At 37.4% G+C, this 24,373-nt stretch carries 24 protein-coding genes; 16 read left to right on the top strand and 8 right to left on the bottom strand.

Annotated elements, in window-relative coordinates; translation table 11 throughout:
- Positions 1–37 precede the first annotated feature (37 nt).
- The 15 genes from H5159_RS04585 (at position 38) to H5159_RS04515 (ending at position 11,318) form a co-directional block, all read left to right on the top strand.
- Positions 38–310, top strand: a complete 273-nt coding sequence (locus H5159_RS04585) for a hypothetical protein (RefSeq protein ID WP_002962453.1) — start codon at positions 38–40, stop codon at positions 308–310.
- 235 nt (positions 311–545) lie between these two features.
- Positions 546–1,124 (top strand): LON peptidase substrate-binding domain-containing protein, encoded by a 579-nt coding sequence (locus H5159_RS04580; protein ID WP_024596915.1) that lies wholly within the window; start codon positions 546–548, stop codon positions 1,122–1,124.
- 68 nt (positions 1,125–1,192) lie between these two features.
- Positions 1,193–1,816 carry a sigma-70 family RNA polymerase sigma factor gene (locus H5159_RS04575; RefSeq protein ID WP_002962457.1) on the top strand — a complete coding sequence of 208 codons (624 nt, stop codon included), beginning with the start codon at positions 1,193–1,195 and terminating at the stop codon, positions 1,814–1,816.
- Positions 1,809–2,489: a ChrR family anti-sigma-E factor gene (locus H5159_RS04570; RefSeq protein ID WP_182694906.1), complete on the top strand. Its 681-nt coding sequence runs from the start codon at positions 1,809–1,811 to the stop codon at positions 2,487–2,489. Before H5159_RS04575 ends, H5159_RS04570 begins: the two co-directional genes overlap by 8 nt.
- An 8-nt stretch (positions 2,490–2,497) precedes the next feature.
- Positions 2,498–3,451, top strand: coding sequence for a DUF523 and DUF1722 domain-containing protein (locus tag H5159_RS04565; protein WP_002962461.1), 954 nt, complete (start codon positions 2,498–2,500; stop codon positions 3,449–3,451).
- On the top strand, positions 3,451–4,845 hold the full coding sequence (phrB, locus tag H5159_RS04560; protein ID WP_182779800.1) for a deoxyribodipyrimidine photo-lyase: 1,395 nt from the start codon (positions 3,451–3,453) through the stop codon (positions 4,843–4,845). The genes H5159_RS04565 and phrB overlap by 1 nt, the downstream gene beginning before the upstream one ends.
- Position 4,846: 1 nt before the next feature.
- Complete coding sequence (locus H5159_RS04555) at positions 4,847–5,275, top strand: nuclear transport factor 2 family protein (protein ID WP_182721122.1); 429 nt, start codon at positions 4,847–4,849, stop codon at positions 5,273–5,275.
- Between the two features lie 2 nt (positions 5,276–5,277).
- On the top strand, positions 5,278–5,988 hold the full coding sequence (locus H5159_RS04550; protein ID WP_024596920.1) for an SDR family NAD(P)-dependent oxidoreductase: 711 nt from the start codon (positions 5,278–5,280) through the stop codon (positions 5,986–5,988).
- The gene (locus H5159_RS04545) at positions 5,985–7,241 is read left to right on the top strand and encodes an NAD(P)/FAD-dependent oxidoreductase (RefSeq protein WP_002962467.1); all 1,257 of its coding nucleotides are present in this window, start codon (positions 5,985–5,987) and stop codon (positions 7,239–7,241) included. Before H5159_RS04550 ends, H5159_RS04545 begins: the two co-directional genes overlap by 4 nt.
- Complete coding sequence (locus H5159_RS04540; protein ID WP_165742618.1) at positions 7,234–7,971, top strand: DUF1365 domain-containing protein; 738 nt, start codon at positions 7,234–7,236, stop codon at positions 7,969–7,971. The genes H5159_RS04545 and H5159_RS04540 overlap by 8 nt, the downstream gene beginning before the upstream one ends.
- A 37-nt stretch (positions 7,972–8,008) precedes the next feature.
- Entirely contained in the window at positions 8,009–9,271 is a 1,263-nt protein-coding gene (locus H5159_RS04535) for a cyclopropane-fatty-acyl-phospholipid synthase family protein (protein ID WP_024596923.1), read from the top strand.
- On the top strand, positions 9,249–9,749 hold the full coding sequence (locus H5159_RS04530) for a DUF2878 domain-containing protein (protein WP_149603678.1): 501 nt from the start codon (positions 9,249–9,251) through the stop codon (positions 9,747–9,749). The genes H5159_RS04535 and H5159_RS04530 overlap by 23 nt, the downstream gene beginning before the upstream one ends.
- Before the next feature lie 53 nt (positions 9,750–9,802).
- Entirely contained in the window at positions 9,803–10,291 is a 489-nt protein-coding gene (locus H5159_RS04525) for a chalcone isomerase family protein (protein WP_182692608.1), read from the top strand.
- A 1-nt stretch (position 10,292) separates the two neighbouring features.
- On the top strand, positions 10,293–10,832 hold the full coding sequence (locus H5159_RS04520; protein WP_165724279.1) for a DUF3833 domain-containing protein: 540 nt from the start codon (positions 10,293–10,295) through the stop codon (positions 10,830–10,832).
- A gap of 210 nt (positions 10,833–11,042) precedes the next feature.
- Positions 11,043–11,318 carry an HU family DNA-binding protein gene (locus tag H5159_RS04515; RefSeq protein ID WP_002962474.1) on the top strand — a complete coding sequence of 92 codons (276 nt, stop codon included), beginning with the start codon at positions 11,043–11,045 and terminating at the stop codon, positions 11,316–11,318.
- Between the two features lie 92 nt (positions 11,319–11,410).
- Here the strand turns inward: H5159_RS04515 and ilvN are convergent, their stop codons facing one another.
- Positions 11,411–11,908: an acetolactate synthase small subunit gene (gene ilvN / locus H5159_RS04510; protein WP_002960314.1), complete on the bottom strand. Its 498-nt coding sequence runs from the start codon at positions 11,906–11,908 to the stop codon at positions 11,411–11,413.
- Positions 11,908–13,632, bottom strand: a complete 1,725-nt coding sequence (locus H5159_RS04505) for an acetolactate synthase 3 large subunit (protein WP_165742623.1) — start codon at positions 13,630–13,632, stop codon at positions 11,908–11,910. Before H5159_RS04505 ends, ilvN begins: the two co-directional genes overlap by 1 nt.
- A 489-nt stretch (positions 13,633–14,121) precedes the next feature.
- On the opposite strand from H5159_RS04505, the gene H5159_RS04500 reads away from it, so the two are divergent.
- The gene (locus H5159_RS04500) at positions 14,122–17,172 is read left to right on the top strand and encodes an immune inhibitor A domain-containing protein (protein ID WP_182779799.1); all 3,051 of its coding nucleotides are present in this window, start codon (positions 14,122–14,124) and stop codon (positions 17,170–17,172) included.
- A gap of 35 nt (positions 17,173–17,207) precedes the next feature.
- Here H5159_RS04500 and H5159_RS04495 read toward each other — a convergent pair whose 3' ends face one another.
- The 6 genes from H5159_RS04495 to H5159_RS04470 form a co-directional block, all read right to left on the bottom strand.
- The gene (locus H5159_RS04495; protein WP_039487666.1) at positions 17,208–18,215 is read right to left on the bottom strand and encodes an isocitrate dehydrogenase; all 1,008 of its coding nucleotides are present in this window, start codon (positions 18,213–18,215) and stop codon (positions 17,208–17,210) included.
- A gap of 206 nt (positions 18,216–18,421) precedes the next feature.
- Positions 18,422–20,110: a hypothetical protein gene (locus H5159_RS04490; RefSeq protein ID WP_182779798.1), complete on the bottom strand. Its 1,689-nt coding sequence runs from the start codon at positions 20,108–20,110 to the stop codon at positions 18,422–18,424.
- 11 nt (positions 20,111–20,121) lie between these two features.
- On the bottom strand, positions 20,122–20,505 hold the full coding sequence (locus H5159_RS04485; RefSeq protein WP_024596929.1) for a DUF3192 domain-containing protein: 384 nt from the start codon (positions 20,503–20,505) through the stop codon (positions 20,122–20,124).
- Positions 20,506–20,574: 69 nt separating this feature from the next.
- Positions 20,575–21,348 carry a flap endonuclease Xni gene (xni, locus tag H5159_RS04480; protein ID WP_182779797.1) on the bottom strand — a complete coding sequence of 258 codons (774 nt, stop codon included), beginning with the start codon at positions 21,346–21,348 and terminating at the stop codon, positions 20,575–20,577.
- Positions 21,349–21,358: 10 nt separating this feature from the next.
- A complete protein-coding gene (ppnN, locus tag H5159_RS04475; RefSeq protein ID WP_182779796.1) occupies positions 21,359–22,702 on the bottom strand; it encodes a nucleotide 5'-monophosphate nucleosidase PpnN in 1,344 nt (447 codons plus the stop codon).
- A 62-nt stretch (positions 22,703–22,764) separates the two neighbouring features.
- Entirely contained in the window at positions 22,765–24,300 is a 1,536-nt protein-coding gene (locus H5159_RS04470) for a GGDEF domain-containing protein (protein ID WP_182712414.1), read from the bottom strand.
- Positions 24,301–24,373 lie beyond the last annotated feature (73 nt).

The raw sequence follows: 24,373 nt of genomic DNA, 5'->3' as shown, positions 1-24,373 counted from the left end.
ACTACGTCTAAACAATACACAAACAAGGAATACCATTATGAAACATTCAATTAAAATCGCTATGGCAAGTTTATTAGTATTAGGTTCTGCGCAAGTACATGCAACAGAAGTGGACCTAGATGTAACTGATATATTAACTCAAAGTGTAGCAAGCTACGTAAAGCAAACCACAATCGAGCTTGAAAAATCACTAAAGGAAACGCTTTATTTTGATGCTAAAACTGTTTTAGAGGGTTTATTAGATGAGCCCGTTTTAACACATAGCACAACGCCTAAAAATACTGACACTAGTATTAAAAACGCAAAATAAATTATTTAAAGGATTAAAACGATGAGCAGTGAACTTGGATTATTTGCATTAATGTTAGCACCCGTAGTCAGTATGATTAGCGCTTATTACTCGGTTCAAGTGTTTAAAGCTATGGGAGGTTGGTTTAATCTTTAGCCAATTATATAGCTGGTAATTAATTCGATTCATACAAAGCTGATCGACTTAGCAAAAGCGCACGTAAATAAAGGCAGAGTGTTTGAAAGAAGTAGACTTTATGAAACGTGCGATTTTTCCATTACCCATTTTTATGTTACCTGAAGGCTATACGCGATTACGCATATTTGAGCCTCGCTATTTAAATATGGTTAAAACCGCATTAAAAAACAATACAGGGTTTGTGCTTTGTACATTTGAGCACGACACGCCATTTAATATAAGCGCGCAAGGTTGCCTTGTTGATATTATTGATTTTGACCAAGACGACAACGATGTATTATTAATCGATGTGTTTGCTTCTCAAAGCGTTCAAATAAATGACGTTTATCAAGACGAGGACGAACTGCGACATGGTTTGGTGTCTTCTTGTAATACGCCATATTGGTATAAGGATTCTAACAACTCAGTTGGCGAACATGACTTATTGCATGATGCGCTTTTAAACGTGTTTAAAAGTAATCCGGAACTTAATTTGCTGTACAAAAAAACTCACTTTGACAAACTGCCTTGGATTGCAGCTCGTTGGCTTGAGCTCCTACCTATTTCTATTGAGAAAAAACAGCAACTTGCGTTTGAAACGAACTTTGATAACTTACTGAATTTCCTCCATACTGTGATTAATAACGAATTTGCCTAAATTTTATGATCCTAAATTAATTATTGCCCGTATTACTTAATACAAAAGCAATAACGGGATAAATTATTATGGTAAGTCAACAACAATCACCACGTTGTGAACCTAATACAGGTAAGTACACTGCCATGCCAGAAACGCCGAGTAAAGAACTCATGCAAGCGCTTATAGATGTTGCACAGTCACGCGATAAAAAAGCATTTTCCTATTTATTTGAATACTTTGCGCCAAAAATTAAACGCTTTGGAATTAAGCAATTTGGTGTTGAAGCTCAAGCAATGGAGCTAGTGCAAGAGACGTTAACATCTGTTTGGCGTAAAGCACATTTGTATCACAGTGATAAAGGTGCGGCTACTACGTGGGTTTATACCGTTATGCGTAACGCTTCATTCGATATGCTTCGTAAAATGAAAAGTAATAAAGAAGAAAATATAAGCGAAGATATTTGGCCGTTATTAAACGAATCACAAGATACACATCACGAATACAGTGATCATTTAGAAGATAAACAAATTAAACGTTATTTAGACAAATTACCTATTGCTCAACGCGAAGTGGTAAGAGGCGTTTATTTTCAAGACATGTCGCAAGAGCAACTTGCACATCAACTTAATATTCCAGTAGGCACGGTAAAATCACGTTTACGTTTGGCCTTGCAAAAATTACGTAATGAAATGGGAGATCAGCATGATTAAACATCACCCGAGTGAAACTTTACTGACACAGTATTGCGATGCATCACTTGCTACATCATTGAGTTTAGCCGTTTCTATTCACGTAGACATGTGCCCTGTGTGCCAAGCTAAAGTAGCTAAAATTGAAGCAAGTAATGCAAATGCATTATTTAGTGAAGAGCCTGCTAAATTTGAGAAACCTCAAACTGAGAAATCTGATTTACTTGAAGAATTTGAACTAAATGTTCTCGATATGATCATGTCTGATGATTCTATCGACGAAGTTTATGAAGTAGAGCCTGTTTCTATTAAAGTTAATGAGCATAACTATCAGCTTCCACGTGCGCTAACGCGTATTTCTCACAGTAAATTTACCCAAGTGGGTAAGCTTGCGAGATCTCGTATTGCACTTGATGATGGCCCATTACGTTCTAGCTTGTTACATATTGATGCTGGTGGTGAAATACCAGAACACACGCACACTGGCTTTGAAGTTACTTTACTCCTAGATGGCGAGTTTAGTGATGAAGAAGGAAAATATGTCCCAGGTGACTTTATATGGCAAGATGGTAGTCACCAACATACACCTTTAACAAAAGATGGTTGTTTGTGCTTTACAGTTGTCAGTAGTGCGCTACATTTTAATAAGGGCTTCAGCAAGTTACTAAATCCAATAGGTAATTTGATTTACTAAGAGAATTTATGCACACAGATATAATAAAAATAGGTATAAGCGCCTGCTTAGCAGGCGAAAAAGTTAGATTTGACACAGGTCATAAAAAGTCAAACTTCTGTATGGATGAGTTAGGTAAACACGTTGAATATACACGGTTTTGTCCGGAGGTAGCGGTAGGTTTACCAATACCTCGTCCAACTATTCGCCAAGTTAAAGTGGGAGATACTATTAAAGTATGTCGCCCAGATGGCACTGGAGATGTAGGTCAACAACTTACCGAGTATGGTAAAAAAGTTGCAACAGAACAAGCTAAAGAGTTGAGCGGGTTTGTATTTTGCGCAAAAAGTCCAAGCTGCGGCATGGAGCGCATTAAAATATACAACGAAGCAGGCACGGGTAATACTTCTGAAGGCATTGGTTTTTTTGCTGAGCAAATAATGAAGCACAACCCATTATTGCCATGTGAAGAAAACGGTCGCTTAAATGACATGCATTTACGTGAAAACTTTGTAATGAGAATTTACGTATTTAAAAATTGGCAAAAGTTGGTACAAGAACCACTAACGGTTCACAAGCTTACTCAATTTCATTCTCAGTATAAGTACTTGTTGATGGCTCATAATTACCAAGCTTATCGAGATTTGGGTAATCTGCTTGGAACGTTCGTAGGTGACGACATAAATGCAGTTGCTGATGAATATATTTTAGGTTTGATGACGGGTCTGAAAAAGCCTGCTTCTCGAAGAAATAATTGCAACACCCTAATGCATTTACAAGGCTACTTTAAAAATGATTTATCAAAGGTTGAAAAACAAGAACTTCGTGATGCCATAGACGAATACCGCGAAGGATTGGTGCCATTGTATGTACCACTTACCTTGTTAAAACATCATTTGAAAGTTCATCCGAATGAGTACCTTGAAAAACAGGTGTTTTTTAACCCATACCCTCACGATTTAAAATTACGATTTGGTATTTAATGGATACATTATTTTGGTTTAGGCGCGATTTGCGCCTTTTTTCTAACGAAGCGTTAATTCAAGCGCTAAATAATGGCGCTAAACACGCCATTTTTTTTGTGTCTGAAAAGCAGTGGCAACAACACCAAGCTGCGCCTATTCAGATTGACTTACTCAAGCGCCGAGTTACTTATCTTCAATCACAACTTGCTGATTACGGTATTACTTTACATATTATTGAAGCGCCTAGCTTTTGTGATTGTACGCGCGAGCTTATTAACTTTTGTAAAGCAAACGATGTAAAACACGTAATTGCTAATACAGAATATGAGCTTAATGAAGTAAACCGCGATAAAGCAATTTTGCACGAATGCGATGAGCTTTCTATTACTTTTACTTTGTACGAAGGTGATTTAATTGCACCTGTTGGAACGGTCAAAAATCAAAGTAATGAAATGTATAAAGTGTTTACTCCCTTTAAACGTGCATGGTTAAAGCAGTATCAAGATACACACTTTAGTTTGCCACAATGGCCTTTAACTTCTGACCCTATTGAGTTTGACGAGAGTGATTTACTAAAAAGTGATGGGTGCTCAGATAAGTGGCCGGTTGACGACGAAACACTCTCTACGGTAGTTGATAATTTTATATGCGACAAACTTACAAGTTACGACGACCAGCGTGATATTCCAAGTGTAAAAGGCACATCGGGTTTAAGCCCGTATTTAGCACTAGGTACTGTAAGCACAAAGCAACTGCTTATTAATATTCAGCAGCGTTATCCTGATATTTTAACTACATCAAAAAGTAAAACGTTTACGTGGATTAACGAGCTTGTTTGGCGCGAATTTTACAGGCATTTAATTGCTGAATTTCCGAAGCTTTCGCGCGGCGATAACTTTAACGAAAAGTATAATGCTGTAGTGTGGCGTAAAAGCGAAAGCGATTTTAAAGCATGGTGCGAAGGGCGTACAGGTTACCCATTAGTGGATGCAGCAATGCTACAACTTAAGCAAACCGGTTGGATGCATAATCGTTTACGAATGGTTGTTGCAAGCTTTTTAACTAAACATTTATTAATAGACTGGCGTAAAGGTGAACGCTTTTTCATGCAGCACTTAATTGATGGCGATTTAGCCTCAAATAATGGTGGTTGGCAGTGGGCTGCAAGTACGGGCTGTGATGCTCAGCCTTATTTTAGAGTTTTTAATCCTATCAGACAAAGCGAGCGCTTTGATCCAACGGGCAAGTTTATCCGTAAGTATTTGCCAGAGCTTGAAAACGTGCCAGGTAAACACATTCATTTTCCACACACTTATTTAGCCGCAACAGGCAAAGATAAGGAATGTTACTGGCCAGCAATAGTTGATCATAAAGCGGCACGAGAACGTGCACTTGCTGCATTTAAGGTGTGATATGGATAACCAGTTACCAGTAGATAAATTTGTTGAAATATACCAACAGCTTGATAGCACTAATCTTGATTTATTGAGTGATATTTACTGTGACAACATACAGTTTATAGACCCGATGCATGAAATTAACGGCATTGTAGAATTGCGCAGGTACTTTGCTAACTTATACAGCAATGTTAAGCATTGCCAGTTTGATATTAGTGATTCGTTTAATAGCGGTAACAATGCTTTTATTTATTGGACTATGCATTATGCACATCCAAAGCTTTCATCAGGTAAAACTATCTCGGTAGCCGGTCATAGTAAGCTTATTTTTAAAGATGGCAAAATTATTAAGCACAGAGACTACTTTAATGTGGGCGAGTTGTTATACAAACACATTCCTTTACTTGGTAGCGTTATAAAGCTAATTGATAAAAGGGCAGGTTAATTATGATCACACTTATAACGGGTGCTACATCAGGTATTGGCGAGCAGCTAGCAATTAAATATGCACAGCTAGGAGACACTGTTATAGCTTGCGGCCGTAATAGTGATAAGCTCGCCGAGCTTGCTAAATACGACAATATCCAAGCATGTAAATTTGATGCAACTAACCTGCAAGATATAAAAGAGTCGACAGTTGGCTTTCCTCATTTTGACCGTGTTATTTTAAACGCTGGTAATTGTGAATATATAGATGATGCGCGCAACTTTGATAGCGCGTTGTTTGAGCGTGTAATAAACGTTAACTTACTTTCTATGGGGTATTGCCTTGAGGCGTTACTTCCTAAAATAAATCCAGGCGGCCAACTTGTTTTGGTCAGCTCAAGTGTTACTTACCTTGCGCTACCTCGTTCAGAAGCTTATGGCGCATCAAAAGCGGGTGTAAGTTACTTAGCAAAAAGCTTAGCGGTTGATTTAAATGATGTTGATGTGACTTTAGTTCATCCTGGGTTTGTAAAAACGCCACTTACTAATAAAAATGATTTCCCGATGCCTATGGCCGTTACTGCTGAAAAAGCAGCTGACTACATGATTAAGGGTATTCAAAAACGCCGCAAAGACGTTCATTTCCCTTATCGTTTTACACTTATATTAAAAGCTTTACGCATTTTACCACTGCCGATTTGGCTTAAAATCGCAAAAGGATTAGCCCGTTGAAAAAAATAGCAATAATAGGAACTGGTGTATCTGGTTTAACATGTGGGCATTTGCTTCACAAACATTACGATGTAACCGTATTTGAAAAAAATGATTACATAGGTGGCCATACAGCAACGGTTGATGTTGATGTGTGTGGCATCAAATACGCAATAGATACAGGCTTTATTGTATTTAATGACCGAACTTACCCATATTTTGAAAAGCTACTTTCGCGCATTGGTATTGATAAACAAACAACCCAGATGAGCTTTAGTGTGCATAACGAAGCCACTGGTTTTGAATACAATGGACATACGTTTACAAGCTTATTTGCACAGCGTCGTAATATTTTTAGACCTAAGTTTTGGCGATTATTGTACGACATTGTTAGGTTTAACAAACTGTGCAAAGCAATGCATGAAAAAGGTGATTACCAGTCTGATCAATCATTAGGGCAATTGCTTAACGATAACCAGTTTAATGACTTTTTTAAATACCATTATATTCTTCCTATGGGCGCGGCTATTTGGTCTACCAGTATTAAAGAAATGGAAAACGTAGGCGTTGAGTTTTTTGTTAAGTTTTTCTTTAATCATGGGCTTTTAGATGTAACCAATAGACCACAGTGGTATGTAGTACCAGGAGGCTCTCGTCAGTACATAAAGCCGCTGATCAGAGGTTTTGCCGACAAAATTAACCTTAATACAAATATTAAATCAGTTACGCGGCAAAATGATGAAGTAACAATAGAGTTTGCCAATGGTGAGCAAAGTAAATTTGATAAAGTAATATTTGCTTGTCATTCAGATCAGGCGCTTGCACTACTGGGTGATGCTACTGAGCAAGAAAAGTCAGTATTGGGTGCAATAGCTTACACTGAGAACTCAGTGGTGTTGCACACCGATACAAACCTTTTACCAGATAGAAAAGCGGCATGGGCAAGCTGGAACTACCTACTTAACAACAACACTGATAAAGCCGCTGTTGTAACTTACCAAATGAATATTTTGCAAGGTATACAATCAGATACACAGTTCTGTGTAACGCTTAACCATCTTGAAGGAATAAGCCAAAGTAAAATTTTGCGCGAGTTTACTTATCACCACCCTGTATTTAACCAAGAGTCTATTGCGGCTCAAAAACTTAAACACAGTATTGACGGACACAACAATAGTTATTTTTGTGGCGCTTATTGGTACAATGGTTTTCATGAAGATGGCGTACATAGTGGTGTAGATGTAGCCAAGCAACTTGGGGTCGAATTTGACTAGTGCAGTGTATTTAGGCGATGTTAAACATCGCCGTTTTGCTGTTAAAGAACATCGCTTTAGTTACCCTTTATATATGATGTGGGTAGATTTAAATAATCCTCAACAACTAAATGGTGTGCATAAACACATAGGTACGTCAGGCTTAAAGGCGTTAAAGTTTAATGAAGCTGATTATCTTAAAGGCACCTCACAGCTTGCTAAACGTCCTCTTATTGAGCGTGCACACGAACAACTTGCCAATTTAGGTATTACTGAAACCTTTACTCATATTTACATGCTTGGGCAACTTCGTTGTTTTGGTGTATATTTTAGTCCTGTTAATTTTTACTTTTTTGGTCATAACGACACCTGTTTTAAATACATGATTGCTGAAGTAAGTAATACACCATGGAACGAACGTCATTATTATTTAGTACCTTTAGAAAAAAAAGTGAACTTTAAAAAGGTTTTTTCCGTATCACCTTTTATGAATCTAGATATGAACTATCATTGGCATGTTAAGCAATCGCCTGATAAAACATTGATACACATTGAAAATAAGCGAAATGAAGAGCTATTATTTGATGCTACACTTCGCTTAAAGCGTAAAGAACTTACTAAAGAAGAAGTTAATAAGTTATTTAAACGTTTTCCGGCCATGACATGGTCTATTTTCAAAGGTATTTATTATCAAGCGTTAAAGTTGTTTATAAAACGAGTTCCTTTTTTAGGTCACTCAGGCAAGCCATAAAGAACGTAGATAGTCAGGACAATTAATAGGTATTTCAATGGATAAAGTGTCGAGCTTAAATTGCGAACAAAGCACAAACTGGTTAACTAACATATATAAAAAATTAGTGACTAAAGCCTTTTCGTCAATTGAAACAGGCCAAGTTATTTTAGTAGATGCAAACGAGCGTACAGTTTTTGGTGACCCATCCTCAGCGCTAAAAGCAACGATTATAGTAAACGATAAAGCTATGTATAAGGCATTTGCATTATCTGGGAGCGTTGGCGCTGGTGAAGCGTATATTTTGGGGCATTGGTCTTGTGACAACTTAACCTCTTTCATTGAGATATTTGCTATAAATGAGAAGCAACTTGATGAGTTTGAGAAGAAATTCGCATTTTTTAGTAATATTGCACACCGGTTTAATCACATAAAAAATAAAAATTCTGAATCGGGCTCTAAGAAAAACATCGTTGCTCATTACGACTTAGGTAATGATTTGTACGAATCATTTTTGAGTAAAGAAATGCTTTATTCAAGTGCTGTATATCCTACAAAAGAAGCGACACTTGAAGAGGCTCAACAATACAAGCTTAAACGCATTTGTGAGCAAGTTGAGCTTCAAAAAAATGATTCAGTAATTGAAATTGGTACAGGGTGGGGGGCTTTTGCTATATATGCAGCCACACATTACGATTGCCATGTAACAACAACAACCATATCTGATGAGCAACATGATTATGTCGCTAATAAAATTTCAGAGCTTGGTCTTGAAAGTAAAATTACATTACTTAAGCTTGATTACAGGCAATTGAAAGGAAAGTACGACAAGCTTGTTTCTATCGAAATGATAGAAGCGGTGGGCCATGAGTACTTACCTAGCTTTTTTACCCAATGTGGTGAATTGTTAAAAGATGACGGTGCCATGCTCATACAAGCTATAACTATTGGCGATCAGCGTTATAAGCATTACTTAAAAAACTCTGATTTTATTCAGCAGTATATTTTTCCAGGCGGGTGTTTGCCATCACTTAATGAAATGAGTGAGCAGATTAAAAATAATACCGACATGGTAATTCATACTGTTAATGATATTGGTGCACACTACGCAAGAACATTAGCAGACTGGCGAAGCCGTTTTATAAAAAGTTGGCCTGATTTGGACCGCTCAAAATTTGATGAACGTTTTTATCGTTTATGGTTGTTTTATTTTGCTTATTGCGAAGGCGCGTTTAGAGCTAGAGCAACAAGTACGGTGCATTTAATGGCGCGTAAACCACGTTTTGTTAGCGATAACGATGATATTGCGCTCGGTTACTAATTTTGTTTTATTTCAAGCAGTGTGGTTTTTATCCTTGCTGCTTGAAGCTGATTCGCTACTTTTTAGCGGATTGATTATTGTTTTAATGTTTTGGTTGTCAAAACAAAAAAAACAAGACACCTTACTTCTTATTAAAGCCCTACCTTTAGCACTATTATTAGAATTTATAGCAGTAAAGTTAGGCTTGTTAGAATTTAAAGTTTATCCCTTCCCTCTATGGCTCGTCTTTTTATGGGCTGCGTTATTACTTTCTTTAAATACTTCTATGGTTTTTTTGAGTAAATTAAAGCTTTGGCAGGCCTTTTTAGTATGCATGGCTTTTGCGCCAGCAAGTTATTGGGCTGGAGCACGCTTTGAAGTAATAAGTTTAGGTTTACCTTTATGGCAGTTTTGGCTCGTTTACGGTGCGCTTTGGTCTACAGTGTTTACTGTTATTCTTTTTATAAACCAAAAAATCAAGTTATTCATAAATCGCTGATCGCCCACAATTCCCATTTCGTAACATTACTCATTGACTCAAGGGAGCTTATTTTGAAATTTTTACTAAAGGCAGTTACTTTTTATTTGCTTACAACTTCAATTGTTTTAGCTAACACACAGTTTAACAAAGTAGGCGAAGCACGAATGGAGTATTTATTTTGGGATGTATATGACGCGGTTTTATTTACCCCTTCAGGTAATTACAGCGCAGGAACGCATCCTATTAAATTTAAACTTACCTATTTACGTGACTTTGAAGCTAAAGAAATCGTAAAAGCAACAAATGAGCAGTGGGAGCATATTGGAAAAAAAGAGCTAGCAGACAAATACGACAGTAAATTATTGTCTATTTGGCCTGATATTAGACAAGGTGATTCGCTAACGTTAGTCACAAATGAGCAGGGTATGAGTACTTTTTATCATAATGATGAAAAAATTGGCGAAATAAATGAACCTCAATTTTCGAGTGATTTTTTAGCCATTTGGCTGGATGAAAAAACCTCAGAGCCGAAACTACGAAAGCAACTATTAGGGAATTAATATGAATGTATTTAACGCGTTTAAAACAGCTCTTGTATGCTTATCTGCTTTGTTGCTGATAAGCTGTTCGGCACCAAATGTAGAGCATTATAAAAATACATCGCCAAACTTTGACTTTAAAACATTTTTTAGTGGAAATTTGAAAGCCTACGGTGTTGTACAAGACTTTAAGGGTGAATTGACCCGCAAGCTTGTCGTAGATATGAATGCGAGCTGGGATGGTAACCAGGGCGTTATTGAAGAAGACTTTGTTTATGACGATGGCGAAACTCAAAAGCGTATTTGGAAAATAACGTTAAACGAAGACAATAGTTTAACGGGTGTGGCAGATGATGTTATAGGTACTGCAAAAGGTAGAAGTGATGGCAGCGTATTTCATTGGAATTACGATGTAGAGCTTCCATACGATGGCAGTACTTTAAAAGTGAATTTTGATGATTGGATGTACCTGGTTACACAATCGCGCTTGATAAACCGCACATCTATTGTTAAGTTTGGAGTCGAGGTCGGGGAAGTGACCTTAGTGATCGAAAAAATATAGCTTCTTTACCCAGTTGCTTAACTTGCGCCAAAATTGTACTCAAATTAAGTCTTTGTTAACCCAACACGCTGTATTTTACAGAGAATTATTTAAATTTTACTCATTTTTTAAGAATTTAAGCAAAAAATGCAATTTGCTGTTGCTAACTCTTTAAAAATGCATAAAGATAGGTTTTGCGAAGGCAAAATAATAACGAATAGGAATCTAACAATGAATAAAGCTCAATTAGTTGAAAAAATTGCTACTGATGCAGAAATCTCTAAAGCCGCTGCTACTCGTGCTCTTGACGCGTTTACAGGTGCTGTAACTTCTTCTTTAAAAGAAGGTGATTCAGTAGCATTAGTTGGTTTTGGTACTTTCTCAGTAAAAGAACGTGCAGCTCGCACTGGCCGTAACCCACAAACGGGTGCTGAGATCCAAATCGCAGCGGCAACTATCCCAAGCTTTAAAGCAGGTAAAGGTCTTAAAGACCAAGTAAACCCTTAATAGGTTTAACGAATTAAATTAAAAAAAGAGCTAATTAGCTCTTTTTTTTTATGTTTAATAAAGACATCAATTGATGCCTTTATATTATAAATTTATGCTTTTAAGGCTTTATCGCCTCGACCAATGCCAACAGCGCCAGAACGTACAACTTCAATAATATCGGTTTCATGACGAAGAGTGTCTAAAAACGATTCTATTTTGTCTGTACTGCTCACTAGTTGTAGACTATAGCTTTGTCGGCCCATATCTAAAATAGCACCTTGGAACACATCAACTACTCGCGTAACCGCTGCACGAGTAGTCTCGTCTTGAGCAAATACCTTGACAAGCAATAGCTCACGTTCAATGTGACTCATTTCTGTTAAATCGATAATTTTAAGCACGTCGACTAATTTGTTAACCTGCTTTGTAATTTGCTCTACAACTCTGTCATCACCCATAGTGGTAATGGTAATACGTGATAGTGATTGATCGTCAGTTGTGCCAACAGTTAGGCTGTCGATGTTATATGCACGTTGTGAAAAAAGCCCAACAATACGTGATAGGGCACCTGGTTCGTTTTCTAATAAAATAGATAAAATACGACGCATTATGCTTTTACTCCTTTACGTAACCACATCTCATCAATGCCGCCTAACTTAATTTGCATTGGGTATACATGTTCTTTTTCATCAACGTTTATATCTAAAAAGACTAATCGGTCGTTAATTGACATTGCTTTATCGATAGCAGGTTGTAACTCATCTAGTGTGTTTACTTGTATGCCTACATGGCCGTAGCTTTCAACTAACTTAACAAAATCAGGTAGTGAATCCATGTAAGATGATGAATGACGTCCACCGTAAACCATGTCTTGCCATTGGCGTACCATACCTAAAGAGCGGTTATTAAGTGATACAACTTTTACCGCTAGGTTGTACTGTAAACAGGTTGATAGTTCTTGAATATTCATTTGAATAGAGCCATCACCCGTAATACACACAGACTCTTTATCAGGAAAGGCTAGCTTTACGCCCATTGCAGCAGGTAAACCAAAGCCCATGGTGCCTAGGCCGCCTGAGTTGATCCATTGACGAGGATGCTTAAATGGATAATATTGCGCTGCAAACATTTGATGCTGACCAACGTCAGAACTTACATAAGCATCGCCATTAGTAGCTTTATAGACCGCTTCTATCACGGCTTGTGGTTTAATTTTGTCGCCAGCAGTGTTGTAGCTTAAGCACTTTTGTTCGCGCCAGCTGATAATTTGTCGCCACCAATCTTCTTGCGCGCTGCGGTCTATTTTAATTGGGCTTTTATCAATACCCGCTTGTAGTTGTTCAAGTACGGTTGCTAAACAACCTACAACTGGTATGTGTGCTTTAATCGTTTTAGAAATTGAAGTTGGGTCAACATCAACATGAACAATTGTGGCATTAGGACAAAACTTTTGAACGTTATTAGTTACCCTGTCATCAAATCGGGCACCAAGCGCTAAAATCACATCGGCGTTAGCCATTGCTTTGTTTGCCTCAAGCGTGCCGTGCATGCCTAACATACCTACAAAGTTTGGATGCACACCTGAAATACCACCCAATCCCATTAGTGTATTTGTAATGGGGGCATTTAATGATTCAACTAAATGCGTTAATTGCTCTGATGTATTTGAAATAACAATACCACCACCAGAGTAGATAACCAGTTTTTTGGCCTCTAAAATAGCTGTTACGGCTTTGCGAATTTGTTTTGAGTGCCCTTTAGTATTAGGGCTGTAAGTTCTCAGCTCGGTGGTTTTAGGAAATTCGTATTCAAACTTAATAGCAGGGTTAAGCATATCTTTTGGAAGCTCAACAACGACAGGACCTGGGCGACCAGTGCTAGCAATATAAAAAGCTTTAGCTAAGATTGTAGGGATGTCTTTAGCACTTCTACAGTTAAAACTGTGTTTAACTACAGGGCGAGAACAACCCACAATATCGGTTTCTTGGAATGCGTCGTCGCCAATCAAATTTGTAGGCACTTGGCCTGATAACACAACCATAGGAATTGAATCCATGTAGGCCGTTGCAATACCTGTAATACAGTTTGTAGCGCCAGGGCCTGAGGTTGCAAGTACAACACCAACGTCTCCAGTAGCGCGGGCATAGCCGTCAGCCATATGTGTTGCAGCTTGTTCGTGACGTACTAATATATGTTCAATGTCATCTTGCTGAAAAAGTGCATCATATAAGTCTAAAACCGAACCACCGGGATAGCCAAATATGTATTTTACCTTTAACTCTTTTAATGCCTGAACTACTAGTTCAGAACCATTATATTCTTGTTTGCTCATCCTCATTCCTCTGTGCGCTTTTTTATGCATAAAAAAACCCCCGCGTAGTGCGAGGGTTTTTAAAAAGCAGTATCACCTTTTAATACATCCCCGCTGGGCTTATAACTAAGACCAGTACGAGTACGACTAAAAGATTAATGTGTGTGTTCATAGTTTTTACTCTACTTAGCAAAACACTGCTTTTAAATTAAAGATTTTGTATAGGTTTATTTTTAAGGGTTTTGAGCCTTCATGTCAACCTTGAAAGCTGTTTTTTGCATTTTAAATTCGTTTTGTGGCTTTTTTTAATTTAAACCTGCAGAAAGCCTATGTTTAATTGAGTTTACTGGCAGAAATTATGCATTTTAGGTTGTAAGTTCGATTTTAGATATAAAATAGTGTGAGAGACCATTAGCTTTAATTGCATATGTTAACTATATGTTTTTATCGCATGTTTAAATTTCTATTATTAGGTATGATTGCTACATAATTATGTTTGAGGAAAACACAGTGAAAAAAGTGACGTTAATTGCGCTTTTAACTACGCTATTAAGCCCTATGGTGGCGGCTAATAACTTAAGTCCGCATGATGTTGGTATAACTAACGAAGAGCGTATTTTATATTGGCTTAAAAAAAGAGACCAAATATCTTCAAGTGAGTTAGATAGTTCATTTAAGTCATATATGAGTAACAAAGACGTTGCCAATCACTCAATTAAAAATGGCTTTAGGCAATTTAAATCCTCTTCCAACTTTTTTTCAAACACAAATAAACAACAGGTCGCTTTTTCAACGTCGCTAGTGCCAGATCAAAGCGTTAATGATGTAAAAGTGTTAGGTATCTTAATTGATTTTCCTGATCTTAAACATGACGACAATCAACTTGTAGAGCAAGACACCGACATGTTTTACGCTGATTATTCAACTGAGCACTATCAGCAAATGCTTTTTAATACTCAAGGTTATACAGGCCCTGATGGACAAAGCTTAAAAACGGCTGCTGATTATTATAAAGCGGCTTCGGGAAATAGCTTAAACTTTAGCGGGCAGGTATATGGTTGGGTAACCGCTAATAGCAATGCAAAAATATATGGTGAGCGCCAAGGCAGTACACGGGATATAAATGCGCCCGCTTTAATTAAAGAGGCTGTGGAGAAAGCAGTTGCAAAGTTTAATATTAATTTAGCGGATTATGACTTAACTGATTTAGATGATATTGATGGTGACGGTATCCTTAATGAACCTAATGGCATTATTGACCATGTAATGGTATTTCATTCAAGTATTGGCGAAGAAGCGGGTGGCGGTTACCTAAGCACCGATGCTATTTGGTCGCACCGCTACTATGTATTTGATGAAAATAGCGGGCCGAGCGAGATTGCAGGCAGCAACATTAAGCTCTTTGGTTATACCATTAACCCTATTGATGCCGGGATTGGTGTGGTTGTGCATGAGTTTGGGCATGATTTAGGATTATTAGATGAATACGACTTACAATCTAACACGGTAGGTGAGCCTGTCGCATCTTGGTCAGTTATGTCGACAGGAAGTTGGGCTGGTTCGCCAAGAGGCTCAGAGCCAGTTATGTTTAGCCCTTATGCGCTTGAATATTTACAAAAGCGGTACCAGGGTAACTGGGTTAACCAGCTTACGCTTGATATGGATGAGATAGAGGCTAACTCACAGCAAACATTAATTAATACTGCGAGTACTTCACAACAGCAAAATCAAATAAAAATAACACTACCACCAAGGCTCGAAAAATTTAGGGATCCAGTTGAAGGTGATTTTCAATACTATTCAAATACGGGCGACAATATTAGCAATAGCTTAGTTAATACAATAGCGCTACCAAGCACAACTGAGACACTTACTTTAAGCTTTATTGCATATTACAGTATTGAGCGCGATTACGATTTAGTTCAAGTAAAAGTAAATGGCGAGCCAATCGCGAGTAATTATACGCAAGCGCTTAATCCATACTACGGTGATATTGGTCCGTATATCTCAGGTGATTCATTTCTTAATAGTGATGCTAAGCAACCTAACGGCTATTTGACCCATAAGTTTGATTTATCAGCTTATTCTGGGCAAACAATTGATTTAAAAATTGAATACATAACAGATGCGAACACACATTATTATGGTTTTGTTGTTGATGATATGCGCATTGAGCAAAGTGATACTTTAATTTGGCAAAATAATGCACAAGATCAAGTTCACACTGAGTTTAATGGCTTTGAAAAAGTAGGTAGTTACACATATGCATCGCCATCACATTACTATCTACAACTGCGTTCATACACAGGCGTTGACAGTAGCTTACAAGCTGAGCAGTACTCACCAGGCTTATTATTGTGGTACAGCAATGAATCTCAAGCAGATAATAACACTACCGAGCATCCAGGTAGTGGTTTTGCATTAGTGGTAGATGCCGATCAGCGTTCAATAAATAAAGGCAGTACGCAAACTCCGGCTGCTTCAGCAATTCAAATACGTGATGCTGCTTTTAGCCTATATCAACAAGGGGCAGGGTTAGGTGATGATGATTTATCAGCTATCACCGGGTTTACTGATAAAACCGATTATAGCTTTGCAGCGCAAAAACCATCGGGTGTTGTGCTTCCACAGGTTGGTTTTGGCTTTAATATTATAAGCCAGTCAGCAGACAGTGAAGATATAGAAGTAGAGCTTACTTACGATGTTACTAAGGGAATTAATTTTACTAAAAACGGTTTAACCGTTAATTTTAGTGTAGAAGGTTTTGCACTTACTCCTGCGGACAAATTTACGTGGAGTTTTGACGATGGAAGCTCCAGCACAGAGTTAACGCCTACTTATGAATACCAAGACTATGGCACTTATAACGTTGAGTTTATGGCAGATAATGGTACTTCACAGCAAGTCGCTGTAGCACAAGTTACATTAGTTGAACCATTAACTGTAAATGAAATTGAATATGTAATAAACCAAGGAGCTTTAACAGCTGAGGCATCGCTTACAGGTGGAATCGCACCGTATACTTATAATTGGCAGCTAGGAGATGGAAGTACTTTAGCGACTCAATCGCTTACGTATAATTATTTGTACTCTGGCGATTACCAAGTAACGCTTACAGTGACAGATGACGAAGGCACTGAACAATCAAAAGCGATTGATGTAACTGCTAATGTTCCGCTTAGCATAAACGCAAACGTTACAGTTAGTGATTTAAGCGCACAATTTAATGCCCAAGTAACCGGCGGCTTTAATAGTTATACTTACAGTTGGGATTTTGGTGATGGCAGTGCGTTATCAAATTTACAAAACCCAAGGCATACTTATCAAGCTGACGGGACTTATAACGTAACGTTGAATGTTACTGATACTCAAACCAATGATACTTTTACTCAAGAGTTATCTGCTACTGTACAAAAACAACAAAGTAGTTCGGGTTCAAGTGGCGGATCACTGACGGGTTTATTAGGATTATTACTGTTAAGTTTATTTAGGTTTAATACTAACCTGCATAAATACACTAGGTTAGTAAACGCAGTTAGCAAACACAAAAAAGCCCGCTAAATTAGCGGGCTATTTAAATTAATAACAAATATTAATTATAAACGGTCAATTACTGATTGAGTGAAATCAGTTGTACCGTGGCTGCCACCTAAATCGCGAGTTGTACGGTCGCCTGATTTAATTACATCAGCAACAGCACTACGAATACGCTCTGCAGTATCGCCCATATTTAAATGCTCAAGCATTTGAATAGACGCTAAAATTACAGATGTTGGGTTAGCTAGGTTTTTGCCAGCAATATCTGGTGCACTACCGTGTACAGCTTCAAAAATTGCAGCGTCTTCACCAATGTTAGCACCTGGAGCCATACCTAAACCGCCAACTAAACCAGCACAAAGGTCAGATAAAATATCACCAAATAAGTTAGTCGTAACAATTACGTCAAACTCTTCAGGTGTCATTACTAGCTTCATACATGTTGCATCAACAATCATTTCATTTGATTCAATTTGTGGGTAACGCTCAGCTACTTCACGTGCTACTTTTAAAAACAAACCAGATGTTGATTTTAAAATGTTAGCTTTATGAACTGCAGTTACTTTTTTACGACCTTCGCGTACCGCTAGCTCGTATGCAAAAGTTACGATTTTTTCTGCGCCTTCACGCGTAATTATCGATTTTGCTTCTGCTTCATTCCCGTCTTCACTTACTACTTGGCCAGCACCTGAGTACATACCTTGAGTGTTTTCACGAATAGTGATGATATCAATATCGTCGTAACGCGCTTTAGTACCAACAAATGATTTAACTGGACGTACGTTAGCGTATAAACCAAATTGCTTACGAAGTGTTACGTTAATAGATGTAAAACCTTCACCTACAGGCGTAGTTAATGGGCCTTTAAGAGTGATTTTGTTTTTAGCAATTGTATCAACTGTTTCTTGCGGTAATAACTCACCTGTTTTTTCAAGTGCAGCTAGGCCAGCATCAACAAATTCATAATCAAAGTCGCAACCTGCGGCTTTTAATATTTCAAGTGCTGAGTCGATAATGCTCGGACCGATGCCGTCGCCTTTGATCACTGTGATGGTTTGTTTGGCCATTGACTTTTCCTTTAAAGAGTTTGATTTGCACATAAATTATTACTCTGAGAGAGTAACCGCTTGTTAGAACATTTATGTGAACGTGCTTGAAAATTTAAGGGCGCATTTATACCAATTTATCACCCATTTTGCTAGTTTATACAAAAAATACTGGGTATACACGAAAGTTATAATGGGTATAAAGACATAAAATAGCTTCTAATAAACTAAATACTATTAAACAACTCAAGAGATTCTAATTGTTGATAAAAATCAGCTTGGTTATGCCACTTGAGTATTTTTAGCTGTTCATTTAACGTTTGCTGCTGCCACGGAGTTAGCGAAAGTTCTGGTTTAAACACATTTTGAGCGACAACCTTAAGTGTAATCCAAAGTTTATGGGCCTCAGTTAAGTGCTTTTTAGGTGTTTGCTCTGCCTCTAAGAGTGCTGCAGTCCATGGGTTATCACTCAATAAATGAGTAAGTTGTTGTGTTAGTTGTTCAGTGTTAATTGAATTTACCCCAAAAAAGGAGCAGATAGGGGTACTCAATGTTTTATTTGGTGTGTCGTCAATCAGTGTTTTACGAGAAAGTTGTGTACTGCATTGCGTTAATAAAAAATGGGCGTAAGCGTATAAAGGTAAAGTGATGTGCTCAAACTGGTCGTGATCATTTTTACTAACCAATAAAGCCATTATTTTTACTAATCCATTTAATCTGTTAGTCACGTAGGCTTGCAATGGATGTGGGGTAACATTAACTAATTGTTCAAAAACAACCCGTTGAATTATTGCAGGTGCATTATAATAACCGACCATCGATAAACTATGTTTTAAGTCTTTTGCGGGCTGATGTTCTTTATTATATGGTTTTACAGCCTCGCATAAATTAGCAATTACGAGAGGGTGAGGCACCATCAGCAGGCTTAATCCTTTATAGCTGTATTCGTGCTGTAACTTAATATTACTTATTAGCTCAAGTAAAGATTGTGCCTTATCAACCTCAAGCTCACTTTGTGGTTTTACATGTTCACTGTTAAATACTTTAAAGCTAATGGTTTTATCAGTGCAATGCCATTGTTTTGGATTATCGTTAAGCGTTGCTTTTACTCTGTACCAGGTTAATTTATTTGGATTTGCCGTACTAATCAAAACATGCCGTTGTTGTGCATCAGTTGCTAAATAAATCATGGTTTGCTCAGCGTATAAAACGCGGCTTCCCGGTAATAATGGCCCTAAATGCGCTATTAGTGATTTAATTAATTGCAGTGCGAACAAGTTAGGTGTGCGAATGTACAAATCGGTAAGTGCTTTATATAAGCTAATATGTTTATTAGCCGTATTGCTCGTAATGTTCATGCTAATAATATTTGCTAAAGCAATTAGCGTTATGCCCCCATCGTAAAGCATTATTTTAGGAGCACTTACCAGTGCTTGTTTATACTTATTTAATTTAGCTAGTAACTGCGTAACAGGTTTGGCTGAATCGCCACTAGCTAACATTACTTTTGCTGCTAACTGATGACGCATTTTCCAAATTTTTTTATCAGAATCTTGAAAAGGTGTTTGCTCGCAAAGCTTGTTTAATTGCGCTCCAACACATAAATGTTCAATGAGTGTAGCGGCTATGTATAGCTCACTTAAGGCACTATTATAATTTTGAGATTTACACAGGGCAGCAGTTATGACGCTCTGACTAACAATTAAATTTGTTGCATAAGAATAACTTGGATTATAAAGCGTTAATCGGGATTGTAATGCGAATGGCTGTTTGCTGTAGAGCACTCTATATTGCTCAGCTAGCTTACTTGCCATTGGATATAGAGCTGTCCATTTTTGTTTATTGTTATAATAACTTAAAAACAGCTGCGTATTATTAAGCAGCTGCTCTAAGGTAGTTGAAACAGCTTCATCCATTAAACCTTCACCTAATTTTGTTCTTGGTATTTATTGTATGCACTCGGGCCCCATAAAAACAGCTGCCCATTTTTAAATAATAGGCCAGTACATTCATCCATAGTGGTAATACCGTCAGATGTTTTATGTTGTGTACGATAAAAAACTATCTGAAATACTTGTTCACCATCTCGTTTGGCATAAGTAAGATCGGGGCTGCCTAAGTAATCAAGAACACTATTTAGTGTTGTTGGCTGCTCAAGTGATAGTTTTTCGATGTAACGTTTATTGAAAGCCTCTCGGTCTTGCCAAATCATAGCTTGAGGATCGTCTTTATAAAAGGTAATCACCAATGCAGCTATCAGTGCATATAGCCCTAAACCTAAAATTAAATATCGGATAAATTTTTTCAATATGGCTTACTCTGACTCCGGTAACTAATATCAGTATACGTTTTGTAATGTTTAGAGGCTATTAACTTGCGACTAATTAAGTCTTAACTGCTTTAAACTAAAACCTAAATTTATATCGGTGCGTAAACTAACCAAGTGCTTTGAAATTACGTACATATCCATATTAGCGGCTAACTTTGCTTTAATACTCGGGCTTAGAGACTCATCTTCGGCTGCTTGTTCAATTGAGTTATAGTTATTAACTATTTGCTGCGCAGATTTAGTACCTATTCCTTTAACTCCCGGAATATCATTTGTTTTATCGCCCGCTAATGCCCAAAAATCAACGAGTTTATTTTGCTCAACACCAAAACGCTCTTTTATACTTGTCTCATCTAGATAGAGCTTTTTAAAGTAATCGTAAACTGTAATGTAAGGGCCAATATAAGGTAAAAAGCCTTTATCAGTAGAAACAACAGTGCTCGTTATTTGATTATTTGATGCCTTAAAGGCAAGCGTTGCAATAATATCATCAGCTTCATCGTTAATAGGCTCAAATACTACAATACCTGTTTCTTCAATTGCGGCTTTAAAATGCAATAGAGCATCTTTTAATACTTGGGGCATTGGCGCGCGTGAATGTTTGTAGTCTTTATAAAAATGATAACGCCAGCTTTTGTCACCATCGAACACAGCAATGGCATGGGTTGCATTACTCGTATCTAAAAGCTTTTTACAGGCGTGGGCTACACGTGCACAGCACGTTTGTATCATTTGCTCGTCGCTATGATGTTTTTGATTCGCGTCAACGGCGTAAATGCGCCTAATTAAATTAAGCGCATCTATAAGAAGTAAATGGGGTATCAAACTATAAAACTCATGCTTTTATTTTGTAACATGGAACATATTTACTACCAGGGAGCTTCATGCGACCTTGAAGAACAAATGCCTGTAATAATTTATCCATATTTGTCATAAGGGCAGGTTCGCCACTTAAAATGTATGGACCGTTTTGTTTAATGGCTCTAACGCCTTCGTCTTTTACATTACCAGCAACAATACCAGAGAAAGCTCTACGCAAATTAGCCGCGAGTAGCTGTTTAGGCTGATCAAGGTGTAAATCTAAACTTGCCATATTTTGATGTGTTGGTGCAAAAGGTTGTTGAAAGTCGTTATCTATTTTTAATGTCCAGTTAAAGTAATAAGCATCACCTTCACTTTTACGGTAATCACGAACATTAGCCATCGATGACTTTAGTTTTTGACCGACTAATTCAGGATTATCGATAATTACTTCAAACTTATCCAAGGCTTCCTTACCAAGTGTCATTTCAACGAACTCGCATAGCTCTTTAAAGTACGCCTCGCTTTGTTTGGGGCCAGTTAAAATAACAGGTAAACATTGTTTAGTATTATCTGGGTGCAACAATATGCCTAATAAATATAACAACTCTTCAGCAGTACCTGCGCCACCAGGAAAAATGATAATTGCGTGAGCTGTTCTAATAAAAGCTTCAAGGCGTTTTTCAATATCAGGTAAAATAACGAGTTCGTTTACAATAGGATTTGGTGGCTCGGCAGCAATAATGCTTGGCTCTGTTAAACCTAAGTAGCGATTATCGGTGTTACGTTGCTTTGCGTGGCCAATAGTTGCGCCTTTCATTGGGCCTTTCATGGCACCAGGACCACAACCGGTACAAATATTTAATCCACGTAAACCAAGTTCGTAACCTACTTGTTTTGTGTACTTATATTCAACCTCGTTTATTGAATGTCCGCCCCAGCAAACAACCATGTTAGGCTCGCTTTTAACACGCAGTGCACCTGCATTTCTGAGCATATCGAACACCATATGGGTTATGGCTTTTTGCTCTTTTAAATCTTTTTCGTATTTTTGACAAATAAACAAAATATCACGAATAACAGAAAATATATGTTCGTGAATACCGGTAATTATTTCGCCATCAACAAATGCGGTTTCGGGTGGGTTTTCAAGCTCAATTTTAATACCTCGTTCGCGGCTTACTAAACGAATATCAAAATCTTTGTATTTGTCGTATATATCGTTACTGTCGTCGGTATGGCTACCTACATTGAGGACTGCAAGTACGCAGTTTCTAAATAATTTATAACGCTCACTAGCAGACGATTGCTCTAATAAATCAACTTCTAATTGCGACAGTAAATCTAAAACCCCAGTTGGGTTTAACTGTATTAACATAGACGTGCTCCTACTACTAAATCGTAAAACTACTTGTCATAAAAGTTATAATAGCTATGACATTATTTACTGGTACAAAGTCTATCTCGCCCTGAATTTTTGGCTTCGTAAAGTGCATCATCAGCTCTATCAAATGCCTTTAATAGGGTATCGCCTTTTTTAAATTGAGTTGCACCTACCGAAATAGTGATCTCAATTTGTTTTTCTCTAAATTTAAAAGGTATATTTTTAATTACCTTTCTTACTTTATCCAGGGGTAATGTTGCGTTTTCTAGCGACACACCTGGCATTAATAGCACAAATTCTTCACCGCCATAACGCGCTATAAAATCAGACTTTCTTACTGATTTTTGCAACGCTTTTGATATAACTTGTAAGGTAATATCACCTGCGGTGTGGCCAAATCTATCATTGATAGATTTAAAGTGGTCAACATCAATAACTGCAAGCGTAACATCTGATGGCTGCACATTAAACAAATGCATTTCGTGATTGTAACGTTCGTCAAATGCAGCCCGGTTAGGCAGTTTTGTAAGCCCATCTAGTAAGCTTTTAAAGCGCTGTTCGTTTAAGCGTTTTTTATACGTTGTTAACTTATCTTCTAAAGTAACAATTCGAGTATTTATTTCATTAAAGCTAGCGCTAAGCATTTCTCTGTCTTTTCGTTCTAACTTTTCTTTTGCTATAAAATCTTCGCTTATTGATTTTAATTCGTTATCTACGAGTTCTTTTAAAGATGAGATTGATGTAGCTTTTTGCGTTTGCTCATTAAGATTTTTTATTTTTAGTTCAATGCTTTTATTAAGTGAGTCAAACTCAACCTCCATAGACTCAGAGTGCTTGCTAGTTGAGACGATAGAGTTATGAAGATCTTCGAGGGTTTGATTTAGTGAAACTAAAAAGCTTTGCGCGGATTTACGCTCTTTACTTATATTTTTTACCACTACATCAATAATACTAATTGCAACATCAAGTAATGTATCGATTGAGTCACTTTCTGTAATATTATTTTTTATATTATTAATTTGTAGCGTAGCTTCTTCTTCAAGTATAAGTTCATTTGCGAGCTCAAGTAGTTTTTTTGCACGCGCCTGTTTTACTGGGCGCTGCTGATCAACTTGAGGGTTTTGCTTGGTAAGCAACGCTTCATGATAAAAGCTAATAAGTTGATCAAGTAGCGGAATGTAACCATGAGTTGAATGAACGTTATTAATCTCGTGATCGAGTAAATTTCTTAGAGTCCTACGAGTATCGTCAGGTAAACCTTTGGTTTTTTGTAATTGTTTACCGGCACTTTGCACACTGTTGTATAAATTACGTTGCTGAGCTTGTTGAATCGATTCTTGGTTTTTAAGTAGGATTAAAGTTTCACTAATAAGGGGAGCAAGGTTTTCAAAACTCATGCCTTTATTAAGCGCACTTCTAAATTTGGCGAGGCGATTATCTAACTCGATATCTAGTCCTTTACAGCTCAACGATAGTTTAGCTGTAAAGTCACATAGAACATCTACTTGATGTTTACGAGCGCTCTCAACAGCCATACGCGCATCAATTGCTTGTTTTAGCTTTTTATCTGTTGCGTTAGATCTTTGTGACACCTAAGCATACCGCCATCAAATTAATTTCATTATCTTCAGTTTACAACAAATTTTTATTATGTGTAGTTATCTA

This window comes from Pseudoalteromonas sp. SG43-1 (assembly GCF_014164415.1).
Taxonomy (GTDB): Bacteria; Pseudomonadota; Gammaproteobacteria; order Enterobacterales; family Alteromonadaceae; genus Pseudoalteromonas; species Pseudoalteromonas distincta.
The sequence above is the reverse complement of the archived record's forward strand: the minus strand, read 5'-3'. Positions and strand labels throughout refer to the sequence as shown.